This window comes from Microvirga pakistanensis, assembly GCF_004458765.1.
Lineage (GTDB): Bacteria > Pseudomonadota > Alphaproteobacteria > Rhizobiales > Beijerinckiaceae > Microvirga > Microvirga pakistanensis.
The window spans coordinates 302,956-320,371 of sequence record NZ_SPJX01000710.1 but is presented as its reverse complement, the minus strand read 5'-3'; the positions used below and the strand labels follow the sequence as shown (position 1 = coordinate 320,371).

The window sequence follows — 17,416 nt, the reverse complement described above, 5'->3', positions numbered from 1 at the left end:
AGATGATTCCACGCAAGGTGAAACAGCTCTAGAGGCCGGGGCTCTTGGCGGCTCCCAGGATCACGCTGGGCTTGTCACCCTCTTGGGCCTGAAGGAGCACCACATAGCCGTCCGCGCCGCTGCGGGCGGTCTCGGCCGACACCTCGAAGCGGGCCGGGCCGCCGCGCCATTCGCCGATGCGCTTGAGACCCCGCACCACATTGGCATAGGTGACCGTCCGGCCCTTGTTCTCGCCGCGCTCGATGGGCACGGTCTGCAACCGCAGGACAGGCAGCACCCAGACCTCGGCCTCCCGGTGCTGGACCTCCGCCATCTCCGTGAGGGAGACCGTGACCATGCCGTTCTGCTCGGCGATCGCGACATCGACCGGAAGGGTCGAGCGGCCCTTCCCGGTAGCCTGGATCGCCTTCTCGATCTGCGCCCGGTCGGACCCGATGCAGGATTTCTTCCCGTTCACGATCATCTGGGGCGTGAAGACCTGACGGTCGTTGCGGGCATGGGCATAGTTCTTCTGCCGGTTCGTGAACTCGGCATGAGCCAGGGTGTCCTTCCAGCCGAGATAATCCCAGTAATTCACCGGGAAGGAGAGCGCCACGATGTCGGGTTTCTGAGAATATTCCACCAGCAGCGCGTCCGCCGGCGGGCAGTTCGAACAGCCCTGGCTGGTGAACAGCTCCACGACGGCGCGCGGAGGTTCCGCGAAGGCAGGCTGGAGAAGGACGGCCAAGCCGGCAGCCGCCAAAAAGAGTTTCAATCGAGACGCCATGATGCCCGCCATGAAACACCAAGGCCGGTTCAATGGGAACTCACTTTACCTTGAACGTCGGTGCCGGTTTTGGCGGGAACCCGCCAGCGGCGGTGCATCCAGAGCCATTGCTCCGGGTACTCCCGGACCCAGGCTTCCACCACCGAGGTCATGGCCTGCATTGCGCCCTGGACATTCACCTGCCCATCGGGATCGCGCGGCAGGTCGAGGGGCGGCGTGAGCTGGAGGCGGAAGCGGTGGCCCGGCAGGCGGATGACGCGCACCCCATGGACCGGGCAGTCGAAGCGGCGGGCGAACTTGCCGAGAATCGGGTTCACCAGGGCCGGGCGGCCCATGAAGGTCACGATCACGCCTCGGGTGAAGTGCTGGTCGATGAGCATGCCCAGGTGCCCGCCCTTCTCCAGCGCCCCCTGCATGGCGAAGGCGGCGCCCTGGCGGGCGGCCTCCAGATTGCCCATGGTTTCGCTGCGGACCTCGTGAACGACGCGGGCGACGGCCGGGTCGTTGGGCGCGCGGAACACCGCCGTGGTGTCGAGCCCGAAGCGCGCGGCGCAGATGGCGGGCAGCTCCCAATTGGCGAGATGGGCGGAGAAGACGATGCCAGGCCTTCCATCGTCCCGAAGCGCGAGGAAGTGCTCGATGCCGTCGACCTCGGTCCGGCCCGGCACGGGGCTGTCGGGATCGAAATCGAACAACTGGCCCAAATGGGGATATTCCCCGCCCGTACGGCCGAGATTGTCCCAGGCGGCGCGCGCGAGCGCCTTCACCTCGGCTTCGGACTTGTCGGGATAGGCGGCCCGGATATTGGCGAGCGCGGTGCGGTGCGCCTTCAGGAGCGGTCCGATCGTGCGGGCCAGGGCGGCCCCGACCGCGCCGGAGCGCTCGGGGCCGATAGCCCATGCGAAGGCGAACACGCCGCGTACCACGCCCACCATCAGCGTCTCCGAAAGACGCGAGAGAAGGCTGCGGGGGCGATGGCTCTGCTGCACGATGAGGACATCCGGTGGAGAAAGGAAAAAGGCTCCGCGTGTTTTTCGCCAGGAGCCCGTTTCGTCAAGATCTATGGTCGGGAGGCGGTCCTTACCAGAGGTCAGAAGGTCACGATGACCTTGCCGAACACCTTGCGGCCCTCCAGGCGCTCCAGGCCCTTCTGGAAGTCGTCGAGGGGAAAGACCGAGTCGATCACCGGGCTCATCCCGGCCGCCATCTTCTCGAGGGATTGGCTGATGTTCTCGATCCGGCAGCCGAAGGAACCGAAGATTCGGTACTGCTGCTGGAAGAGCTGCATCAGGTTCATGGTGGTGGACACGCCGGAGGTGGAGCCGCAGGTGACGAGGCGCCCGCCGCGCTTGAGACAGAGCAGGCTGCCGTTCCAGGTCTCCGCGCCCACGTGCTCAAACACCACGTCGACGCCTTTGCGCTTGGTGAGGAGGCGCACCTCCCCCTCGAAGCGCTCCTTGCGGTAGTTGATGACGTAGTCAGCGCCGAGAGCCTTCGCCTTCTCGCCCTTTTCGTCGTCGCCCACCGTCGTATAGACCGTGCAGCCGATGGCCTTCGCCATCTTGATCGCCGCCGTGCCGATGCCCGATCCGCCCGCATGGACGAGGATCGACTCGCCCGGCTCCAGCTTGGCGTTGTCGAAGAGCATGTGCTGCACCGTGCCGAAGCCGATCGGCGCGCAGGCCGCCTGTTCGAAGGTGACGCCCTGCGGCACCGGGATCACGAGGCGCTCGGGACGGTTGATCAGCTCGCGGGCGAAGCCGTCGATATGGAAGCCCATGATGCCGGCGACGTTCTCGCAGAGATTGTCGCGGCCCTCGCGGCAGGCCTTGCAGTGGCCGCAGGTCTCGGCGCCGTACATGGTGACCGGGTCGCCCGCCTTGAACCGGGTGACGCCCTCGCCCACGGCCGCGACCTCGCCAGCCGCCTCCACCCCCACCGCCTGCGGCATCTTGCGCTTGGCGAAGGCCATGCCGCGAAAACCCCAGACGTCGAGGTAGTTCAGCCCGAGCGCCCTGACCCGGACCTGCACCTCGCCGGCGCCGGGAGGCGGAGGAGCGTCCATCTCGGTGATGCGAATGTCACGATCGCCGAAAAGCTGAAGGGAGCGCATGCGTCAAATCCTGTGCGGCGTCACTCCGGGCCGGTCCCGGGGATCCACGTTTCCGGTTCGCGGCAAGACGTGGATGGCCGGGACGAGCCCGGCCATGACGGAAAACTTTGATTGCGCGGCTTAAAGGGCGAGCGGGGGAATGGCAAGGTCCAGAGCCGATCCCGGGAGGTCGGAACTTACCGATGCACTCCGAGCATCGACGTGAGGCCGCCGTCGATGGGCAGCACTGCGCCCGTGATATAGGCGGCAGGCTCGCTCAGGAGGAAGGCGGCGAGGCCTGCGATCTCTTCCGGCCTCGCGAAGCGCCCGGCAGGGATCTGCTTTTCCATGCTGTCGCGATAGGCCGCGTAAGGGGCCATCATGTCCGTGTCGATGAAGCCCGGCGCGATCACGTTGACGGTGACGTTGCGCTTGGCGGTTTCGACGGCGAGTGTGCGGCAATAGGAGATCAGCGCGCCCTTCGAGGCGGCATAGGCCGCATTGCCCGGGTTACCCTGGAGCGCCGCCACGGAGCCGATGGCGACGATGCGGCCGGCCTTCGCGCGGATCATGCCGCGCATGAGCGACTTAGCGATGCGGGTGAGCGACCAGTAGTTCACCTGCATGGCGGCTTCGGCCTTGTCCTGCTGCATCATGGCGGCGAGCGCGTCGTAGGGCTGGCCCGCATTGTGGATGAACCCGAAGAAGCTCTCGGCCTCGAGCGTCTCGCAGAAGGAGTCCAGTGCCGTCTTGTCGGCGAGGTCGAGCTCATGCGCCCTGACGGTGCGGCCGGGGCTGGCCTGCATCAGCTCGTCGGCCAGCGCCTTGGCGGCCTCGCCCGACGAACGATAGGTGAAATCCACATCGTGTCCGGCCGCCGCGAGCGCGCGCACGATGGCCGCGCCCACGCCCTTGGCCCCCCCCGTGACGAGAACGCGCGTCATGGATGCAACTCCGATAATTCCCTCCCCCTTGTGGGGAGGGCTAGGGTGGGGGTGTAAGCGCGCCGCTCTGGGATGGTGGCGCTTGCACCCCCACCTCCATCTCCTCCCCACAAGAGTGGGGAGGGCTTTGTCGCACAATCCTCGATCAACATCACTTGGGCTCGGCCCCGAAGACGAGGCAGGTGTTCTGGCCGCCGAAGCCGAAGGAGTTCGAGAGCACGTATGTCACGTTCGCGTCGCGCGCCACGTTGGGCACCACGTCGAGCGGGATCGCGGGATCGGGCACCTGGTAGTTGATCGTCGGCGGGATCCGGCCCGTCGCGATGGTGAGCAGCGACATCACGGCCTCGACGGCGCCCGCGGCGGTGAGCGTGTGGCCGATCATCGACTTGTTCGACGAGATGGGCAGGCTTGCCATGCGCTCGCCGAACACGGCGGTGCAGCTCATGGCTTCCATCTTGTCGTTCTCAGGGGTCGATGTGCCGTGTGCGTTGATGGTGTCGACCTCGTCGGGCGTGACGCCCGCGTCGTCGAGAGCCTGACGGATCGCGGCGATCGCGGGAGAGCCGTCGGGCGAGGAGCGCGTGCGATGGAAGTTGTCGCCCTTCTCGCCGCAGCCGAGCACGAAGCCGAGAATCGTCGCGCCACGCGCCATCGCGGTCTCGGCGTTTTCGAGGACCAGCGCGGCCCCGCCCTCGCCCATCACGAAACCGTCGCGGTTCTTGGAGAACGGCTTCGATGCGCCTTCCGGGTTCTCGTTCTGCGTCGACAGCGCCGAGAGCAGGGAGAAGCGGATGAGGGATTCAGGGTTCACCGAGCCGTCGGTGCCGATGCAGAGCGCCGCGTCCGTCTCGCCGCGCCGGATCGCCTCGACGCCGAGCTGGATCGCGGTCGCGCCCGAGGAGCAGGCAGTGGAGAGCGAAATCGGCGAGCCCTTCGTGCCGAAACGGTCGGCGACGCGGTCCGCCACCGTGCCGAAGATGAAGAGATCGTGCCAGGGCTTGAACCGGCCCGTGGCCGCGGCCCTCAGCAGGTCCTTGTAGGTGACCTCGCCATCCTGCTCCGAGGCCTTCGCGAGGGCCTCGCGCTGCGGCCATTCCATTTCGACCGGCGGCACGGCGATGAAGAGCGCACCGGGGAAATCGCCCGATGCCAGCCCGGACTGGCCGACGGCCTCTTCGGCCGCCAGCACGGCGAGACGCTCGGAGAGCATCGGCGCGCAGAAGGGCTCCACATCGATGAAGTCGATAGTGCCCGCGATCGTGGTGCGCAGGCCCTCGGTGGGGAAGCGGTTGATGCGGTGAATGCCGGATCGTCCTGCAGTCAGCGCGGCCCAGGTGGCGTCCTTACCCTGGCCGAGGGAGGTGACCACGCCCATGCCGGTGACGGCAACGAGCGGACGGCCCTGTCTGTCGCGAAGCGCCATGCCGTTCTCCTGTTCAAGCCTTGATGAGCCGCAAGGCGCCTTCGCCGCGCCAGTGACCGACCGAGGTCACGAGGGCGTCGCTCGCCTTTTCCTGCGCGATGAGACCGGCCGCGAGCGCCACGCCGGCCGCCGCCTGGGCCTCCATGGCGTGGCCGATCACGTCACCGGTCGCATGGACAGGAGCCCCCGGGGCCATGTCCTTCAGGGTGGCCTGCTCTTCTTCCGTGATGCCCTTCACGCCGGTCGCCCCCGAGATCACCAGGTCGGGCTTGGCCTGGAGGCGTGCGGAAAAGCCGTGGAGCGCCTGCTCGACGCTGCCGGGCTTGCGGCGGGAGCGGTCGGAGACGACGCCCGCGAGGGCGGCGAGCGGCTTTGCGCCACGGGCCGCCGCATGCTCGCGGGATTCGAGCACCAGGAAGCAGGCGGCCGAGCCGAGGATCATGCCGCCCCCATCGGCGGGGCGGCTCCAGACCGGCTGATACGGTTTCTTCCAGAGGAAACCGCCCATTTCGTAGATCAGGAGCACGTCGGGACGCTCGGCATTGTAAGCGCCGCCGACGAGGAAGATCTCGTCCTGGCCGGACGCGATGCGTTCGCGCGCGATGCGGATCGCGTCCACGCCGCTCGATTCCTCGCCCATGAAGGTGCGCGACCCACCGGTGACGCCGTGCACGATGGAGATGTTGCCCGCGAGCAGGTTGGAGAGCTGCGCAAGGAACAGCGTCGGACGCAGGTCTCCCATCAGGCGCTCGTTGAGGAACACCCCGGGATCTTGAGCCGTGCGCAGGCCCGTGAGGATCTGGCCGTCGACCGCGTAATCGCGCTCGCCGCCGCCGGCGGACACGATGAGCTGCATGCGACCCTTGAGGTCCGCATCCTCCTTCGCTCCGGCCGAATCGAGCGCCAGACCCGCGGCATAGCAGCCGAGCCTCTGCCAGGCTTCCATCTGCCGCTGATCGGACTTCTTCGGGATCTGGCGGTCCCATTCCAGCGCTTTCGCCGGATGAACCGGATGGGGCGCGAAGGTCTCGTTGTCCGTGGGCGGCGCGCCCGACAGCGCCGCTAGATGCGCGTCGAGCCCCTCTCCCGCGCAGGAGACGATGCCAATTCCGGTGATCACGACGTCACGCATCCGCTGCCTCCCGTATCAGGCCGATGCGCTTGGCCTGGGCCCGCATCTGGCCGTCCATGCCTTCCGGAAAAGGCATGATCCTGAACCGCAGCTCAGCATCGCAGATCGGCTTGCCCTCGGCCAGGATCTTGGCCTTCGTCACCGCATAGCCCGAGCCCTCGTGCTCCAGCCGTGCCTGGATGGTGAGCACCGTGCCTGGCCCCACGAAGCTGCGGAAGCGCGCCTTGTCCACCGCCATGAGGAACGGCATGTGGGTGAAGCCCATGAGGCCGAGCACGAGGTAACCGGAGGCCTGGGCCATGGTCTCGGTGAGAAGGACGCCGGGCACGAGAGGATGACCGGGGAAATGCCCCTCGAAGACGGGGCTTTCCTGCGGAACGGCGGAGGTCGCCTCGATCCGCTTCGCATCGCGGTCGAGGGACACCACCTGGTCGATCATTTCAAAATATTCGAGGCGCATCCCGATCCTGATCTCTCTCGCTCCCGGCGGGCGGCGCAAGAGAAGAAATCCATGAGGCGGGGCTCTTGAATGGATCGCCTCTCCGGACGGGTCCCGAGAGGACCGGCCCACCGGGATGAAACTCTTTGGGTGTTTTAGGCCTGCTTGGCGGCCACGAGCGCGTCGATGCGCGCCACGAGGTTCTTGAGAACGAAGTACTCCTCGGCCGGAGCCTTACCCTCGTTCACTTCCTGGGTCCATTGTTCGAGGGGCAGCTTGATCCCGAACGCCTTGTCGATCGCGAACGCGATGTCGAGGAAGGCGAGCGAGTCGATGCCCAGATCCTCGATGGCGTGGCTCTCGGGCGTGATCTGCTCGCGCGGGATGTCGGCGGTCTCTGAAATGATGCCGGCGACGGTCTCGAAGGTAGACGACATGACGCCGCTCTCCTGAAATGATGGGCTCTCAACGATTCCGCCGCCGTCGAACCTCATCGGGCCCGGGTCCAGCCGCTCGTCTCGTCAAGGAGGGTTGTATTGGAACGCTCCCCTTACACGACGGGGGCCTCAGCGGCAACCGATTGGTTGCAATTCGGCTTCTTCCGGCCCGCCGCACGGGGAGGGGAACCTGGGCGGAGGTCAAGCGGCCGGCCCGATTGATTATTCCGCTCTCATCGTCGATAAGGGCCGACCCGACGCCACAAAGGCTACTGAATTCACCTCCAGAATACGCCTTCGAGACTGGATCAACGTGCTCAACAGGTTCCGCAGACCTGCCGTCCGTCGCGCACGACGCATGGCCCGCATCGCCAGATGGGACAAGCCCGTCCAGGGCACGTTCGGTCGCCTGGCCGCGTGGGTCAACATGCTGCTCGTCGACCACGGGGTCTTCCGGCTGGTCTACCTGAACAAGCACCGGGTGACGGACCGGCTGTGGCGCACGGCCCAGCCCGCCCCGCACCAGATCGAGGCGCTCAAGAAGGAAGGCGTGCGCACCATCGTCAACCTGCGCGGCGGGCACGAGCACGGCTCCTGGCAGCTCCAGAAGGAGGCCTGCGACCGTCTCGGCATCAATCTGGAGGAGTTCGTCATTCGCTCCCGCGGCGCCCCCGACCGGGAAACCCTGCTCAAGGCCAAGGATTTCTTCGAACATATGGAATATCCGGCCGTGATGCACTGCAAGTCCGGCGCCGACCGGGCGGGCTTCATGGCGGCGCTCTACCTCATCCTGCACGAAGGCCGCAGCGTGGACGAGGCTCAGCGGCAGCTCCACATGCGCTATGGCCATTTTCGGTTCTCGAAGACCGGGATCCTCGACGCCTTTTTCGACGCCTATCGCCGGGACGGCGAGGCCAACGGCATGCCGTTCCTGACCTGGCTCGAGACAACCTACGACGCGGAGGCTCTGGAGCGGGAATTCCGTCCCGGCTTCTGGTCGAATCTGCTCGTCGACAAGATCATGCGGCGGGAATAGCCGACGGCCGACGGGGCATCTCGAGCTGACGGCCGGGATCAGGAATTTGCCGCCCAGCTCGGCTCCAGATCGTCGGACAGCTGAAGCCGGTGCAGGCGGGCATAGGTGCCCTTCTTGGCGATAAGAGCTTCGTGCGGCCCCATCTCGATGACCCGCCCCGCCTCCATCACCACGATCTTGTCCGCATCGCGCACCGTCGAGAGGCGATGGGCGATGACGAGGGTCGTGCGTCCCTTCATGAGCTTGCCGATGGCGGCCTGCACCAGGCGCTCGGACTCCGAATCGAGGGCGCTCGTGGCCTCGTCCAGCAGCAGGATCGGGGCGTTCTTCAGGAAGGCGCGGGCCAGCGAGACGCGCTGGCGCTCGCCGCCGGACAGCCTGCCGCCGCCTGGGCCGACCACCGTGTCGTAGCCGGCCGGCTGCTTCAGGATGAAGTCATGGGCGGCCGCCGCCTTGGCGGCCTCGACGATCTCCGCCTCCGAGGCGCCGGGGCGCCCAAAGGCGATGTTGGCCCGAATGGTGTCGTCGAACAGCACCACGTCCTGGCTCACCACGGCGATGGCCTGGCGCAGGCTCGCCAGCGTCACGTGGCGGATGTCCTGGCCGTCGATGAGGATGGCGCCGCCGGTCACGTCGTAGAGGCGCGGCACCAGGGAGAGCAGGGTCGACTTGCCGGAGCCGGAGCGGCCCACCAGCGCCGTGGTGCTGCCTGCCTCCGCCACGAAGTCCACGCGGTCGAGGGCAGTCGCTTCACCGGTATAGGAGAAGGAAAGATCCGAGAAGCGGATTTCGCCGCCCTTGAGGGCCAGCGGCTTGGCATCCGGCCTGTCCTGGATCAGGGGCGGCTCGTCCATGATCGAGAAGGTGCGCTGCAGGGCGGCGGCGGCTTCCTGCACGATGGCATTGAGGTTGCCGAGCGCCCGAATCGGCTGAGCCGCCAGGAGAAGCGCGCTGACGAAGCCGGTGAAATCGCCGACCGTGCTGCTGTTGGAGAGGATACGCTGGCCGATCAGCACGAGCACCGCCGCCACCGCGACGCCGCCGCCGACCTCGAGCAGCGGATCGAGCCGCCCGCGGGCATTCGCGCCCTTCATGCGAAGGCGGCGGATCTCGTCGAAGGTATCGGCCGCCTTGTTCTTCAGGTATCCCTCCAGCCGGTAGGTCTTGGCGAAGCGGGTGCCTGCGAGGCTCTCCGTGATGAGGCCTGCCATCTGGCCGGTCTGCACCTGGGTGGAGGTGGCGACCTGGCGCAGCTTGCGGCCGATCTTCTCCACGGGATAGATGAAGAACGGCATGGTGATCCCCGCCACCAGCGTCATCATCGGGTCGATCCAGACCATCGCGCCGACCAGGGCGATTACCGTGGAGATCTCGCGCAGGAACACGGTGGAGAGGCGGGTCAGCGCCTCCTTGATGAACATGAAATCGGTGGTGAAGCGCTGGGTGAGCGCCGCCGGGCTCTCGCGTCCGATCTGGGCGAGGTCCGCCTCGATCATGTGGCCGTAGAGCTTGGTCTGCATGTCCGCCTCGATGCGCGTCACCACCCTGTTGGTCAGGATGGTGAGCGCGAGCAGGGAGAAGCCCTTCACGGACGTGACCGCGATCACGAAGAGCGGCGCGAGGTAGATCGCCGTGATATCCTTCGTGTCGAAGGCATCGAAGGCCGCCTTGATGAGCACCGGATAGAGCCCCGTCGCGCCCGAGACCAGGCCGACGAACACCAGCACGGCCACCAGCGTCTTGGAATGCGGACGCATCCAGTCGCGCCAGAGGCGCTTGACCAGGGGAAGGGTGCTGCCGCTGAGAGGGCTTTTGCGGGCCATGGTGGTGCTTGGGACTCGTGTGGTGACGCCCCGCGAGTTAGCACGTGAAGCCCCCGACCGGCAAACGCTTCCGCTGCACCGGCGCTTCCGTGTCGCGCCCGGCAGGCTCGGCCGTTGTCTCGACAGGCCGGACGATCTGTGGCTGAGTTCTGGCCTCTGGAGAGGAAAAAAACCCATGCCCTTCGAGACCTGGCTCGCCTTTACGGCTGCTGCCGCCGTGCTGCTCGTCATTCCGGGCCCGACCATTCTGCTGGTCGTGTCCTACGCCCTCGGGCAGGGCTGGCGCACCGCCCTGCCCATGGCCGTCGGCGTCGCGCTCGGCGACTTCACGGCCATGACCCTGTCTTTGCTGGGTCTCGGCGCCCTGCTGGCCGCATCGACGACGGTGTTCACGATCCTCAAATGGATCGGGGCGGCCTATCTCGTGTGGCTTGGCGTCAAGCTCTGGCGGGCCGGCAAGAACCTCGATGTCGCACCCCGCACGGATACGGCCTCATCGCTCAAGATGCTGGCTCACGCATGGCTCGTGACCGCCCTCAATCCGAAGGGGCTCGTGTTCTTCGTGGCCTTCCTGCCGCAGTTCATCGATCCGGAGCTCGCCTTCCTGCCCCAGGTCGGCCTGTGCGCCGCAACCTTCCTGATCCTGGCCTTCGCGAACGCCCTCACCTACGCGCTTGTGGCCGCCCGGGCGCGCCAGGCCGTGCGCAATCCGCGCATGATCGGCCTCGTCAACAGGACCGGCGGCACCCTTCTGATCGGCGCGGGGCTCGCGACGGTGGCCTTCAGGGCGGGGCAGCCCTGAGGCTCCGCCTCACACGGCCCGCAGGTACCGCATGGGCTTGCCGGGCGCGATCATCTCGGCGGCCGCGATGATGCCCTGCGCGTCGATGCCGAAGTGGCGGTAGAGATCCCTGATCGTGCCCGTCTGGCCGAAATGCTCCACGCCGAGCGAGCGGGTGCGGTGGCCCATGACGGAACCCATCCAGGCGAGCGTCGCCGGATGCCCGTCGATCACCGTCACCAGCCCGCAATGGGGCGGCACCTGGCCAAGCAGCCGCTCCACGTGGGATCGCGCATGGACGAGGCCGCGCTCGCGGGCGCGCTGCGCCGCCGTCCAGCCGGCGTTGAGCCGGTCCGCCGAGGTGATGGCGAGCAGCCCGATGTCGCGCCGGTCCTCGGCCATGAGGCCCACGGCCTCGATCGCCTCCGGCGCGACCGCGCCCGTATAGGCTACGACGACCTGGGCATTCGGTCCGGGCTTCCGGAGCCAATAGGCGCCCGCCATGATGTCGTCGGCCATGCCCTCCGTCATGGCGCGCTGCGGCTGCTCGAGAGTCCGGGTGGACAGGCGCAGGTAGACCGAGCCGCCGGTCTCGTCGCGCAGCCACGTGGTCTCGTTCGGCTCGCCCTCGCCGTTGCGCTGCATGTAGTCGAAGGCCCAGCGCATGATGATCGCGAGTTCGTCGACGAAGGCGGGCTCGAATGATGCCAGGCCGTCCTGTGCCAGGCCCACGAGGGGCGTGCCGATGGATTGATGCGCGCCGCCCTCCGGCGCCAGCGTCACGCCCGAGGGCGTCGCCACCAGCATGAAGCGGGCGTCCTGGTAGCAGGCATAATTCAGCGCGTCCGCGCCGCGATAGATGAACGGGTCGTAGAGCGTGCCGATGGGCAGGATGCGCTCGCCGAACAGCGAATGCGAGAGGCCCAGCGCGGAGAGCAGGATGAACAGGTTCATCTCCGCGATGCCGAGCTCGAGATGCTGGCCCTTAGGCGAGAATTCCCAATTGTAGGTCGAGGGAATCCTTTCCTTTTTGAAGGTATCGACGAGGCTGTTGCGGGCGAAGAGCCCGCGCCGGTTCACCCAGGCCCCGAGATTGGTCGAGACCGTCACGTCCGGCGCGGTGGTGACGATGCGGTCGGCCAGCGCCTGATTCGAGCGCGCCAGCTCGTTGAGGATGAGCCCGAACCCCTGCTGCGTGGACATGGCGGGATTCGCCGGGAAGGCGAGCGTGTCCGGGACCGGCACTCGCGGCGCCGAGTAGCGCCGCCGCCCCTTCTGCACGAAGGGCACCTTCCTCAGGAACTCCTCAAGCTCGGCCTGTGGGATCGTCACGCCCTCGAACTTGTCCCATTCGTGCCCCGGGCGCACGCCCTGAGCCGCGCGCCAGGTTTCCATCTGCCCAGGGGTCAGAAGGCCTGAATGGTTGTCCTTGTGGCCGGCGAGCGGTAGGCCGAAGCCCTTGATCGTGTAGGCGATGAAGCACACGGGCCGGTCGTGCTCCCGCGCCCTTTCGAAGGCTTCCAGCAGGCTCGGCAGGTCATGCCCGCCGAGATTGGACATGAGCCGCGCCAGCTCCTCGTCGCTGCGGCTCTCGATGAGGCGCGTGACGGGGCCTTGATCGCCGAGATCGTCGAGGAGGCGCCTGCGCCACGCGGCTCCGCCCTGGTAGGTGAGCGCCGAATAAAGCTGGTTCGGGCAGGTGTCGATCCAGGCCCTCAACCTGTCGCCGCCGGGCTCGGTAAAAGCCTCCTGCATGAGCGAGCCGTATTTGAGGATCACCACGTCCCAGCCGAAATTGCGGAACAGCGCCTCGAACCGCTCCCACAACCCTTCGCGGATCACGGCGTCCAGGCTCTGGCGGTTGTAGTCGACGATCCACCACGTGTTGCGCACGCCGTGCTTCCAGCCTTCGAGCAGCGCCTCGAAGATGTTGCCCTCGTCCATCTCCGCATCGCCCACCAGCGAGATCATGCGGCCCTCGGGCCGGTCCTTCGCCCAGCCGTGGGCCTTCACGTATTCCTGCACGAGGCTCGCGAAGAGCGTCTGCGCGACGCCTAAGCCCACCGAGCCCGTGGAGAAATCGACGTCGTCGCCGTCCTTGGTGCGGGAGGGATAGGATTGCGCGCCCTTGTAGCCGCGGAAGTTTTCCAGCTTCTCGCGGGTCTGGTTGCCGAAGAGATACTGGATCGCGTGGAAGATCGGGCTCGCATGGGGTTTCACCGCCACCCGGTCCTCGGGCCTCAGGCTCGCGAAGTAGAGCGCCGTCAGGATCGTGGAGAGCGACGCCGAGGACGCCTGATGCCCGCCGATCTTCAAGCCATCCTCGTTGGGGCGCAGGTGATTGGCGTTGTGGATCGTCCAGGTCGATAGCCAGAGCACCTTGCGCTCGAGTTCCTCCAGAATGCTCAGGTGCCGCGCGTCGACCATGAAATCCTCCCGGGTGGTGCCTTGATTTTAGAACCTCGCCCCATGCCTTTCGAGGCCAAGGCGAGATCGCATCGGAATTCCCGTCCTGCAAGCGTTAGCAGAGGCCTTTCGGCTGCGCCATAGGATCGCCTTCATACAGACTCTGGATCTTCCTCCACGAAATCTCCGCTCAGCCGAAGACCGTCGATCCAGGTCTCGCCCTTTCGTTTGATGACCCGCCGCGACGAGACGCCGCCATGACGCGCGATTGCCTCGGCAAGCGGCTCGGAATGGGTGACGAGCCACACCTGCGTGCGTTTCGATGCGGAGACGATCATGCGCGCGAGCGGCTCGAGCAGATCGGGATGCAGGCTCGTCTCTGGCTCGTTCAGGGCAATGAAGGGAGGCAGACGATAGGACAGGAGCGCACCGGCGAGCGCCAGGAAATGCAGCGTGCCGTCCGACAATTCGGAGGGCTGGAAAATGCGCTTCGGATAATCGGGAAAGACGACACCGAACGTGGCGAAGCGGTCGGGCTCGGGGATGACGAGCCGCGCGCCGGGGAATGCATCGTCGAAGGCCTGATCGAGATCGGTGGTATCCTCGCGGATATGAGCCAGTGTCGCGAAGACCGCTGCCAGGTTTGAACCGTCGGAGGCGAGCGTCGGCGATGTCACCGCAAGGCACGGCTGGCGCAGAGACGAACGGACATCAGTGCGGAAATCGTGAAAAAATCGCCATTCCAGCATGGTGCGCCGCGCGAGATGCAGATCGGGAAAGGCGGCGGCGTCCTGCAGAGAGTTCAGGGCGGTCTCGGAGGGCAGGATCTCGCCGCCTAGCAGTCGTTTCAGCCCCTCCTGGTCGAGGCAATGACCATGCGGGCCTTGCCGGTCGAGGAGCTTTTTTTCACGTCGAGGCCCCTCGTAGACAAGCGTCTCCGCCTTGATTTGCGGCTCCAGCAGAAAACCCGCTCCATAGATTACGCCGCCGGCGGATCTAACTAGTCCCGTTTCGACTGCATATTCGAGGTTGTAGCCGCCGTCCCCGTCCCCCGACAGGCGTACGCCCAGCCTGACCCGCACCGGTTCCTTGGCGCTGCGTTGCCCTGCCCAATAGACGGAATCGAAGCCGCCTTCGGCGGCAAGGTCGTGGGCGAGCGTACCGGCGGCGGCTGATTGCAGGAGCTGGAGCGAGCGGTAGAGGTTCGTCTTGCCCGTTCCGTTCGCTCCGACGAACACGGAGAGGGGCTCGACCGGGAAGCGGATATGCCTCAGCGAGCGGTAGCCTGCGGCGAAGACTTCATTGATGACGAGCATGGGCTGAACGGATCAGTGGGCCAGAAGGAAGGATGTGACCTTATCCACTTGAAACGTCGACCGCAAAAACGAAAAGCCCGCCTGACGGCGGGCCTTCGTGAAACTCTCAGAATTTGAGAGAATGGAGCGGGCGAAGGGATTCGAACCCTCGACCCCAACCTTGGCAAGGTTGTGCTCTACCCCTGAGCTACACCCGCGCTCCGCGATGCTCGAGGCATCGTTGCGAGGCCGCTGATTTGCCCCAAATCGATCCGCTTGGCAAGGGGTTTGCGCCAAACTTTTTGACGCGGCGCTTGAGCCCGGGTGCCAGGGTGGGTAGAAGCCAGCCATCAGTTGGAGTTGTCAGTCTTGGCCCATTTCTCCCCCAAAGAGCTCCTGGACCGCCTGGATGCGCTGGGCATCCCGTCCGAGACGATCGAGCACGCGCCGGTCTTCACGGTGGCCGAATCGAAAGCCGTCAAGGACAGCATTCCGGGTGCCCATTCCAAGAACCTGTTCGTGAAGGACAAGAAGGGGCGCTTCTTCCTGATCTCCGCCAAGCACGACACCGCCATCGACCTGAAGCGAACCCATGAGGTTCTCGGCGCCTCCGGCCGCCTCTCCTTCGGCTCCGCCGAGCAGCTTAAGGAGCTGCTCGGGGTCGAGCCGGGCTCGGTCACGGCGTTTGCGGTGGTGAACGACCCGCAGGGCAAGGTCACGATGGTGCTCGACGCCAACCTCATGGACCACGAGCGGGTGAACTTCCATCCCCTGGTGAACTCCATGACCACCGGCGTGTCCCGGGAGGACCTGTTGAAGTTCCTGCGCGCCACCGGCCACGACCCGCTGATCCTGAAGCTGCCGGAACCGCCCCCGGAATTGCCAGACAACGGTTAAGCTCCCATCTAGGGAACAATCTTCTTCTCACGCTCACCCTTCGAGGATCGCATGTTGACCGATAACCCCTCCCCCGGAATGCCATCCGACGATCTCGTGAAGGACACCACCACGGCCGGTTTCCGCCAGGACGTTCTGGCCGAATCGATGAACCAGCCGGTTCTGGTCGATTTCTGGGCCCCCTGGTGCGGCCCCTGCAAGCAGCTCACCCCCGTCCTGGAGAAGGTGGTGCGCGCTGCGGGCGGCAAGGTGAAGCTCGTGAAGATGAACATCGACGAGCATCCGCAGATCGCGGGCCAGCTCGGCGTGCAATCGATCCCCGCCGTCTTCGCCTTCCAGCGGGGTCAGCCGGTCGACGGCTTCATGGGCGCACTGCCGGAAAGCCAGCTGAAGGGCTTCATCGAGCGCCTCGTCGGCCCCTTGGGCCCTGGCGCGGTGGAGGAGCTGCTCGCGGAGGCGGACCAGCTCGTGGCCGCCGGCGACATGGGAGGCGCGGCCGAACTCTATGCCGGGGTCCTGTCGCAGGAGCCCGACAACGCGGCGGCCCTGGCCGCCCTCGTGAAGCTCCACGTGGAGGTGGGCGACCTGGAGGGGGCGAAGCGTTTCCTGGCCATGGCGCCGGCCACCAAGGCCAACGATCCGGCGATCGCCGGCGCGCGGGCGGCCGTGGAGCTCGCCGAGCAGGCCGGTTCGCTCGGCGATGCGGCCGAGCTTCAGCGCAGGGTCCAGGCCGATCCGCTCGATCATCAGGCGCGCTTCGATCTGGCGATCGCGCTCAACGCGCGGGGAAAGCGCGAGGAAGCGGTCGATCACCTCCTTGAAATCGTTCGGCGCGACCGCAATTGGAACGACGACGGCGCGCGCAAGCAGCTCGTCCAGTTCTTCGAGGCCTGGGGCCCGATGGACGAGATGACCATCGCGGGAAGGCGGAGGCTTTCCTCGCTCCTGTTTGCCTGACGCCTCTCGACGTCAACGGGGAGATCGGCATGGGAATGAACGCGGTATACCGGGGGCCGGACGATTGCCCATCGGTCATCCCGGTCTTTCCCCTGCCCGGCGCGCTGCTGCTGCCGCGCGGACAGATGCCGCTCAACATCTTCGAGCCGCGCTACCTCTCCATGGTGGACGAGGCGCTCAAGACCGACCGCGTCATCGGCATGATCCAGCCGGATGCGGACAGCGATCCCCATTCCGTCATTCCGAAGCTCTATTCCGTCGGCTGCGCGGGCCGGATCACGCAATTCGGCGAGACCGGCGACGGGCGCTATCTCATCACGCTGACCGGCATCGCGCGTTTCCGCGTGGAAGAGGAGCTGCCGCCCGTCGATCTCTTCCGCCGCTGTCGCGTGAGTTTCGAACCCTTCACGGACGACTTCACCGCCCGCGCGGGCGAGAACGAGGTCAACCGGGAAGGCGTCGTGAAGGCGTTGCGCGATTTCGTCGATGCGGCGCATGTGAAGGTGGATTGGCGCGGCATCGAGGAAGCGCCCAACGAGGCGCTGGTGAACGCGCTGTGCATGATGAGCCCCTTCGGCGTCCGCGAGAAGCAGGCTCTCCTCGAAGCGCCGACCCTGAAAACCCGCGCGGAAGTGCTCATCGCGCTCACGGAGATCGAGCTCGCCCGCGGCGGCATCAGCTCCGATTCGACGCTGCAATAGGATTGGACATGTCTGCAGAAACCACCGTTCCACACCAGCCTGACGCTCCCCAGCCCGTCGAGGCGACCCGCATCGACCCGAAGCTCCTGGAGCTTCTCGTCTGCCCGCTCACCAAGGAAACACTGGAATACGACGCCGCGCGCCAGGAGCTCGTCAGCCGCCGCGCGAAGCTCGCCTATCCGATCCGCGACGGCATCCCCATCATGCTGCCGGAGGAGGCGCGGCAGCTGACGGATTGAGGGTCGGGTTCTCTTGAAGCGGCTTGTCATGGCCGGGCCTGTTCC

17 protein-coding genes and 1 tRNA gene are annotated in these 17,416 nt (G+C 66.3%); 6 read left to right on the top strand and 12 right to left on the bottom strand.

The window, feature by feature from the left end:
• Positions 1 to 28: 28 nt before the first annotated feature.
• The 8 genes from E4K09_RS28190 to E4K09_RS28155 form a co-directional block, all read right to left on the bottom strand.
• Positions 29 to 766 carry a DUF1223 domain-containing protein gene (locus E4K09_RS28190; protein ID WP_134500908.1) on the bottom strand — a complete coding sequence of 246 codons (738 nt, stop codon included), beginning with the start codon at positions 764 to 766 and terminating at the stop codon, positions 29 to 31.
• 29 nt (positions 767 to 795) lie between these two features.
• Complete coding sequence (locus tag E4K09_RS28185; RefSeq protein WP_280177502.1) at positions 796 to 1,755, bottom strand: lipid A biosynthesis lauroyl acyltransferase; 960 nt, start codon at positions 1,753 to 1,755, stop codon at positions 796 to 798.
• A gap of 101 nt (positions 1,756 to 1,856) precedes the next feature.
• On the bottom strand, positions 1,857 to 2,879 hold the full coding sequence (locus E4K09_RS28180; protein WP_134500907.1) for a zinc-binding dehydrogenase: 1,023 nt from the start codon (positions 2,877 to 2,879) through the stop codon (positions 1,857 to 1,859).
• A 176-nt stretch (positions 2,880 to 3,055) separates the two neighbouring features.
• Positions 3,056 to 3,802, bottom strand: coding sequence for an SDR family oxidoreductase (locus E4K09_RS28175; protein ID WP_134500906.1), 747 nt, complete (start codon positions 3,800 to 3,802; stop codon positions 3,056 to 3,058).
• Between the two features lie 151 nt (positions 3,803 to 3,953).
• Positions 3,954 to 5,228 (bottom strand): beta-ketoacyl-ACP synthase, encoded by a 1,275-nt coding sequence (locus tag E4K09_RS28170; RefSeq protein ID WP_134500905.1) that lies wholly within the window; start codon positions 5,226 to 5,228, stop codon positions 3,954 to 3,956.
• 13 nt (positions 5,229 to 5,241) lie between these two features.
• Positions 5,242 to 6,360 carry a beta-ketoacyl-ACP synthase gene (locus E4K09_RS28165; RefSeq protein WP_134500904.1) on the bottom strand — a complete coding sequence of 373 codons (1,119 nt, stop codon included), beginning with the start codon at positions 6,358 to 6,360 and terminating at the stop codon, positions 5,242 to 5,244.
• On the bottom strand, positions 6,353 to 6,820 hold the full coding sequence (locus E4K09_RS28160) for a 3-hydroxyacyl-ACP dehydratase FabZ family protein (protein WP_134500903.1): 468 nt from the start codon (positions 6,818 to 6,820) through the stop codon (positions 6,353 to 6,355). The genes E4K09_RS28165 and E4K09_RS28160 overlap by 8 nt, the downstream gene beginning before the upstream one ends.
• A 134-nt stretch (positions 6,821 to 6,954) precedes the next feature.
• A complete protein-coding gene (locus E4K09_RS28155) occupies positions 6,955 to 7,236 on the bottom strand; it encodes an acyl carrier protein (protein WP_009490841.1) in 282 nt (93 codons plus the stop codon).
• Between the two features lie 313 nt (positions 7,237 to 7,549).
• Between E4K09_RS28155 and E4K09_RS28150 the strand changes: the two genes are divergently transcribed.
• Complete coding sequence (locus E4K09_RS28150) at positions 7,550 to 8,272, top strand: protein tyrosine phosphatase family protein (RefSeq protein ID WP_134500902.1); 723 nt, start codon at positions 7,550 to 7,552, stop codon at positions 8,270 to 8,272.
• A gap of 38 nt (positions 8,273 to 8,310) precedes the next feature.
• Here E4K09_RS28150 and E4K09_RS28145 read toward each other — a convergent pair whose 3' ends face one another.
• Complete coding sequence (locus E4K09_RS28145) at positions 8,311 to 10,095, bottom strand: ABC transporter ATP-binding protein (RefSeq protein ID WP_134500901.1); 1,785 nt, start codon at positions 10,093 to 10,095, stop codon at positions 8,311 to 8,313.
• Between the two features lie 175 nt (positions 10,096 to 10,270).
• Here E4K09_RS28145 and E4K09_RS28140 point away from each other — a divergent pair, with 175 nt between their 5' ends.
• Positions 10,271 to 10,897 (top strand): LysE family translocator, encoded by a 627-nt coding sequence (locus E4K09_RS28140; RefSeq protein WP_134500900.1) that lies wholly within the window; start codon positions 10,271 to 10,273, stop codon positions 10,895 to 10,897.
• Positions 10,898 to 10,906: 9 nt separating this feature from the next.
• Here E4K09_RS28140 and E4K09_RS28135 read toward each other — a convergent pair whose 3' ends face one another.
• From E4K09_RS28135 to E4K09_RS28125, 3 genes are all read right to left on the bottom strand, one after another.
• Positions 10,907 to 13,303, bottom strand: coding sequence for a transketolase-like TK C-terminal-containing protein (locus tag E4K09_RS28135; protein ID WP_134500899.1), 2,397 nt, complete (start codon positions 13,301 to 13,303; stop codon positions 10,907 to 10,909).
• A gap of 131 nt (positions 13,304 to 13,434) precedes the next feature.
• Positions 13,435 to 14,598, bottom strand: a complete 1,164-nt coding sequence (locus E4K09_RS28130) for an AAA family ATPase (protein WP_134500898.1) — start codon at positions 14,596 to 14,598, stop codon at positions 13,435 to 13,437.
• Between the two features lie 122 nt (positions 14,599 to 14,720).
• A tRNA-Gly gene (locus tag E4K09_RS28125) sits at positions 14,721 to 14,795 on the bottom strand.
• A gap of 151 nt (positions 14,796 to 14,946) precedes the next feature.
• Here E4K09_RS28125 and E4K09_RS28120 point away from each other — a divergent pair.
• From E4K09_RS28120 to E4K09_RS28105, 4 genes are read left to right on the top strand one after another with little or no spacing between them, the layout of a single operon-like run.
• Positions 14,947 to 15,474, top strand: coding sequence for a prolyl-tRNA synthetase associated domain-containing protein (locus tag E4K09_RS28120; RefSeq protein WP_134500897.1), 528 nt, complete (start codon positions 14,947 to 14,949; stop codon positions 15,472 to 15,474).
• Between the two features lie 51 nt (positions 15,475 to 15,525).
• A complete protein-coding gene (gene trxA, locus E4K09_RS28115) occupies positions 15,526 to 16,431 on the top strand; it encodes a thioredoxin (RefSeq protein ID WP_134500896.1) in 906 nt (301 codons plus the stop codon).
• A gap of 29 nt (positions 16,432 to 16,460) precedes the next feature.
• Positions 16,461 to 17,132 (top strand): LON peptidase substrate-binding domain-containing protein, encoded by a 672-nt coding sequence (locus E4K09_RS28110; protein ID WP_134500895.1) that lies wholly within the window; start codon positions 16,461 to 16,463, stop codon positions 17,130 to 17,132.
• 8 nt (positions 17,133 to 17,140) lie between these two features.
• On the top strand, positions 17,141 to 17,371 hold the full coding sequence (locus tag E4K09_RS28105) for a Trm112 family protein (RefSeq protein ID WP_134500894.1): 231 nt from the start codon (positions 17,141 to 17,143) through the stop codon (positions 17,369 to 17,371).
• Positions 17,372 to 17,416: the final 45 nt, after the last annotated feature.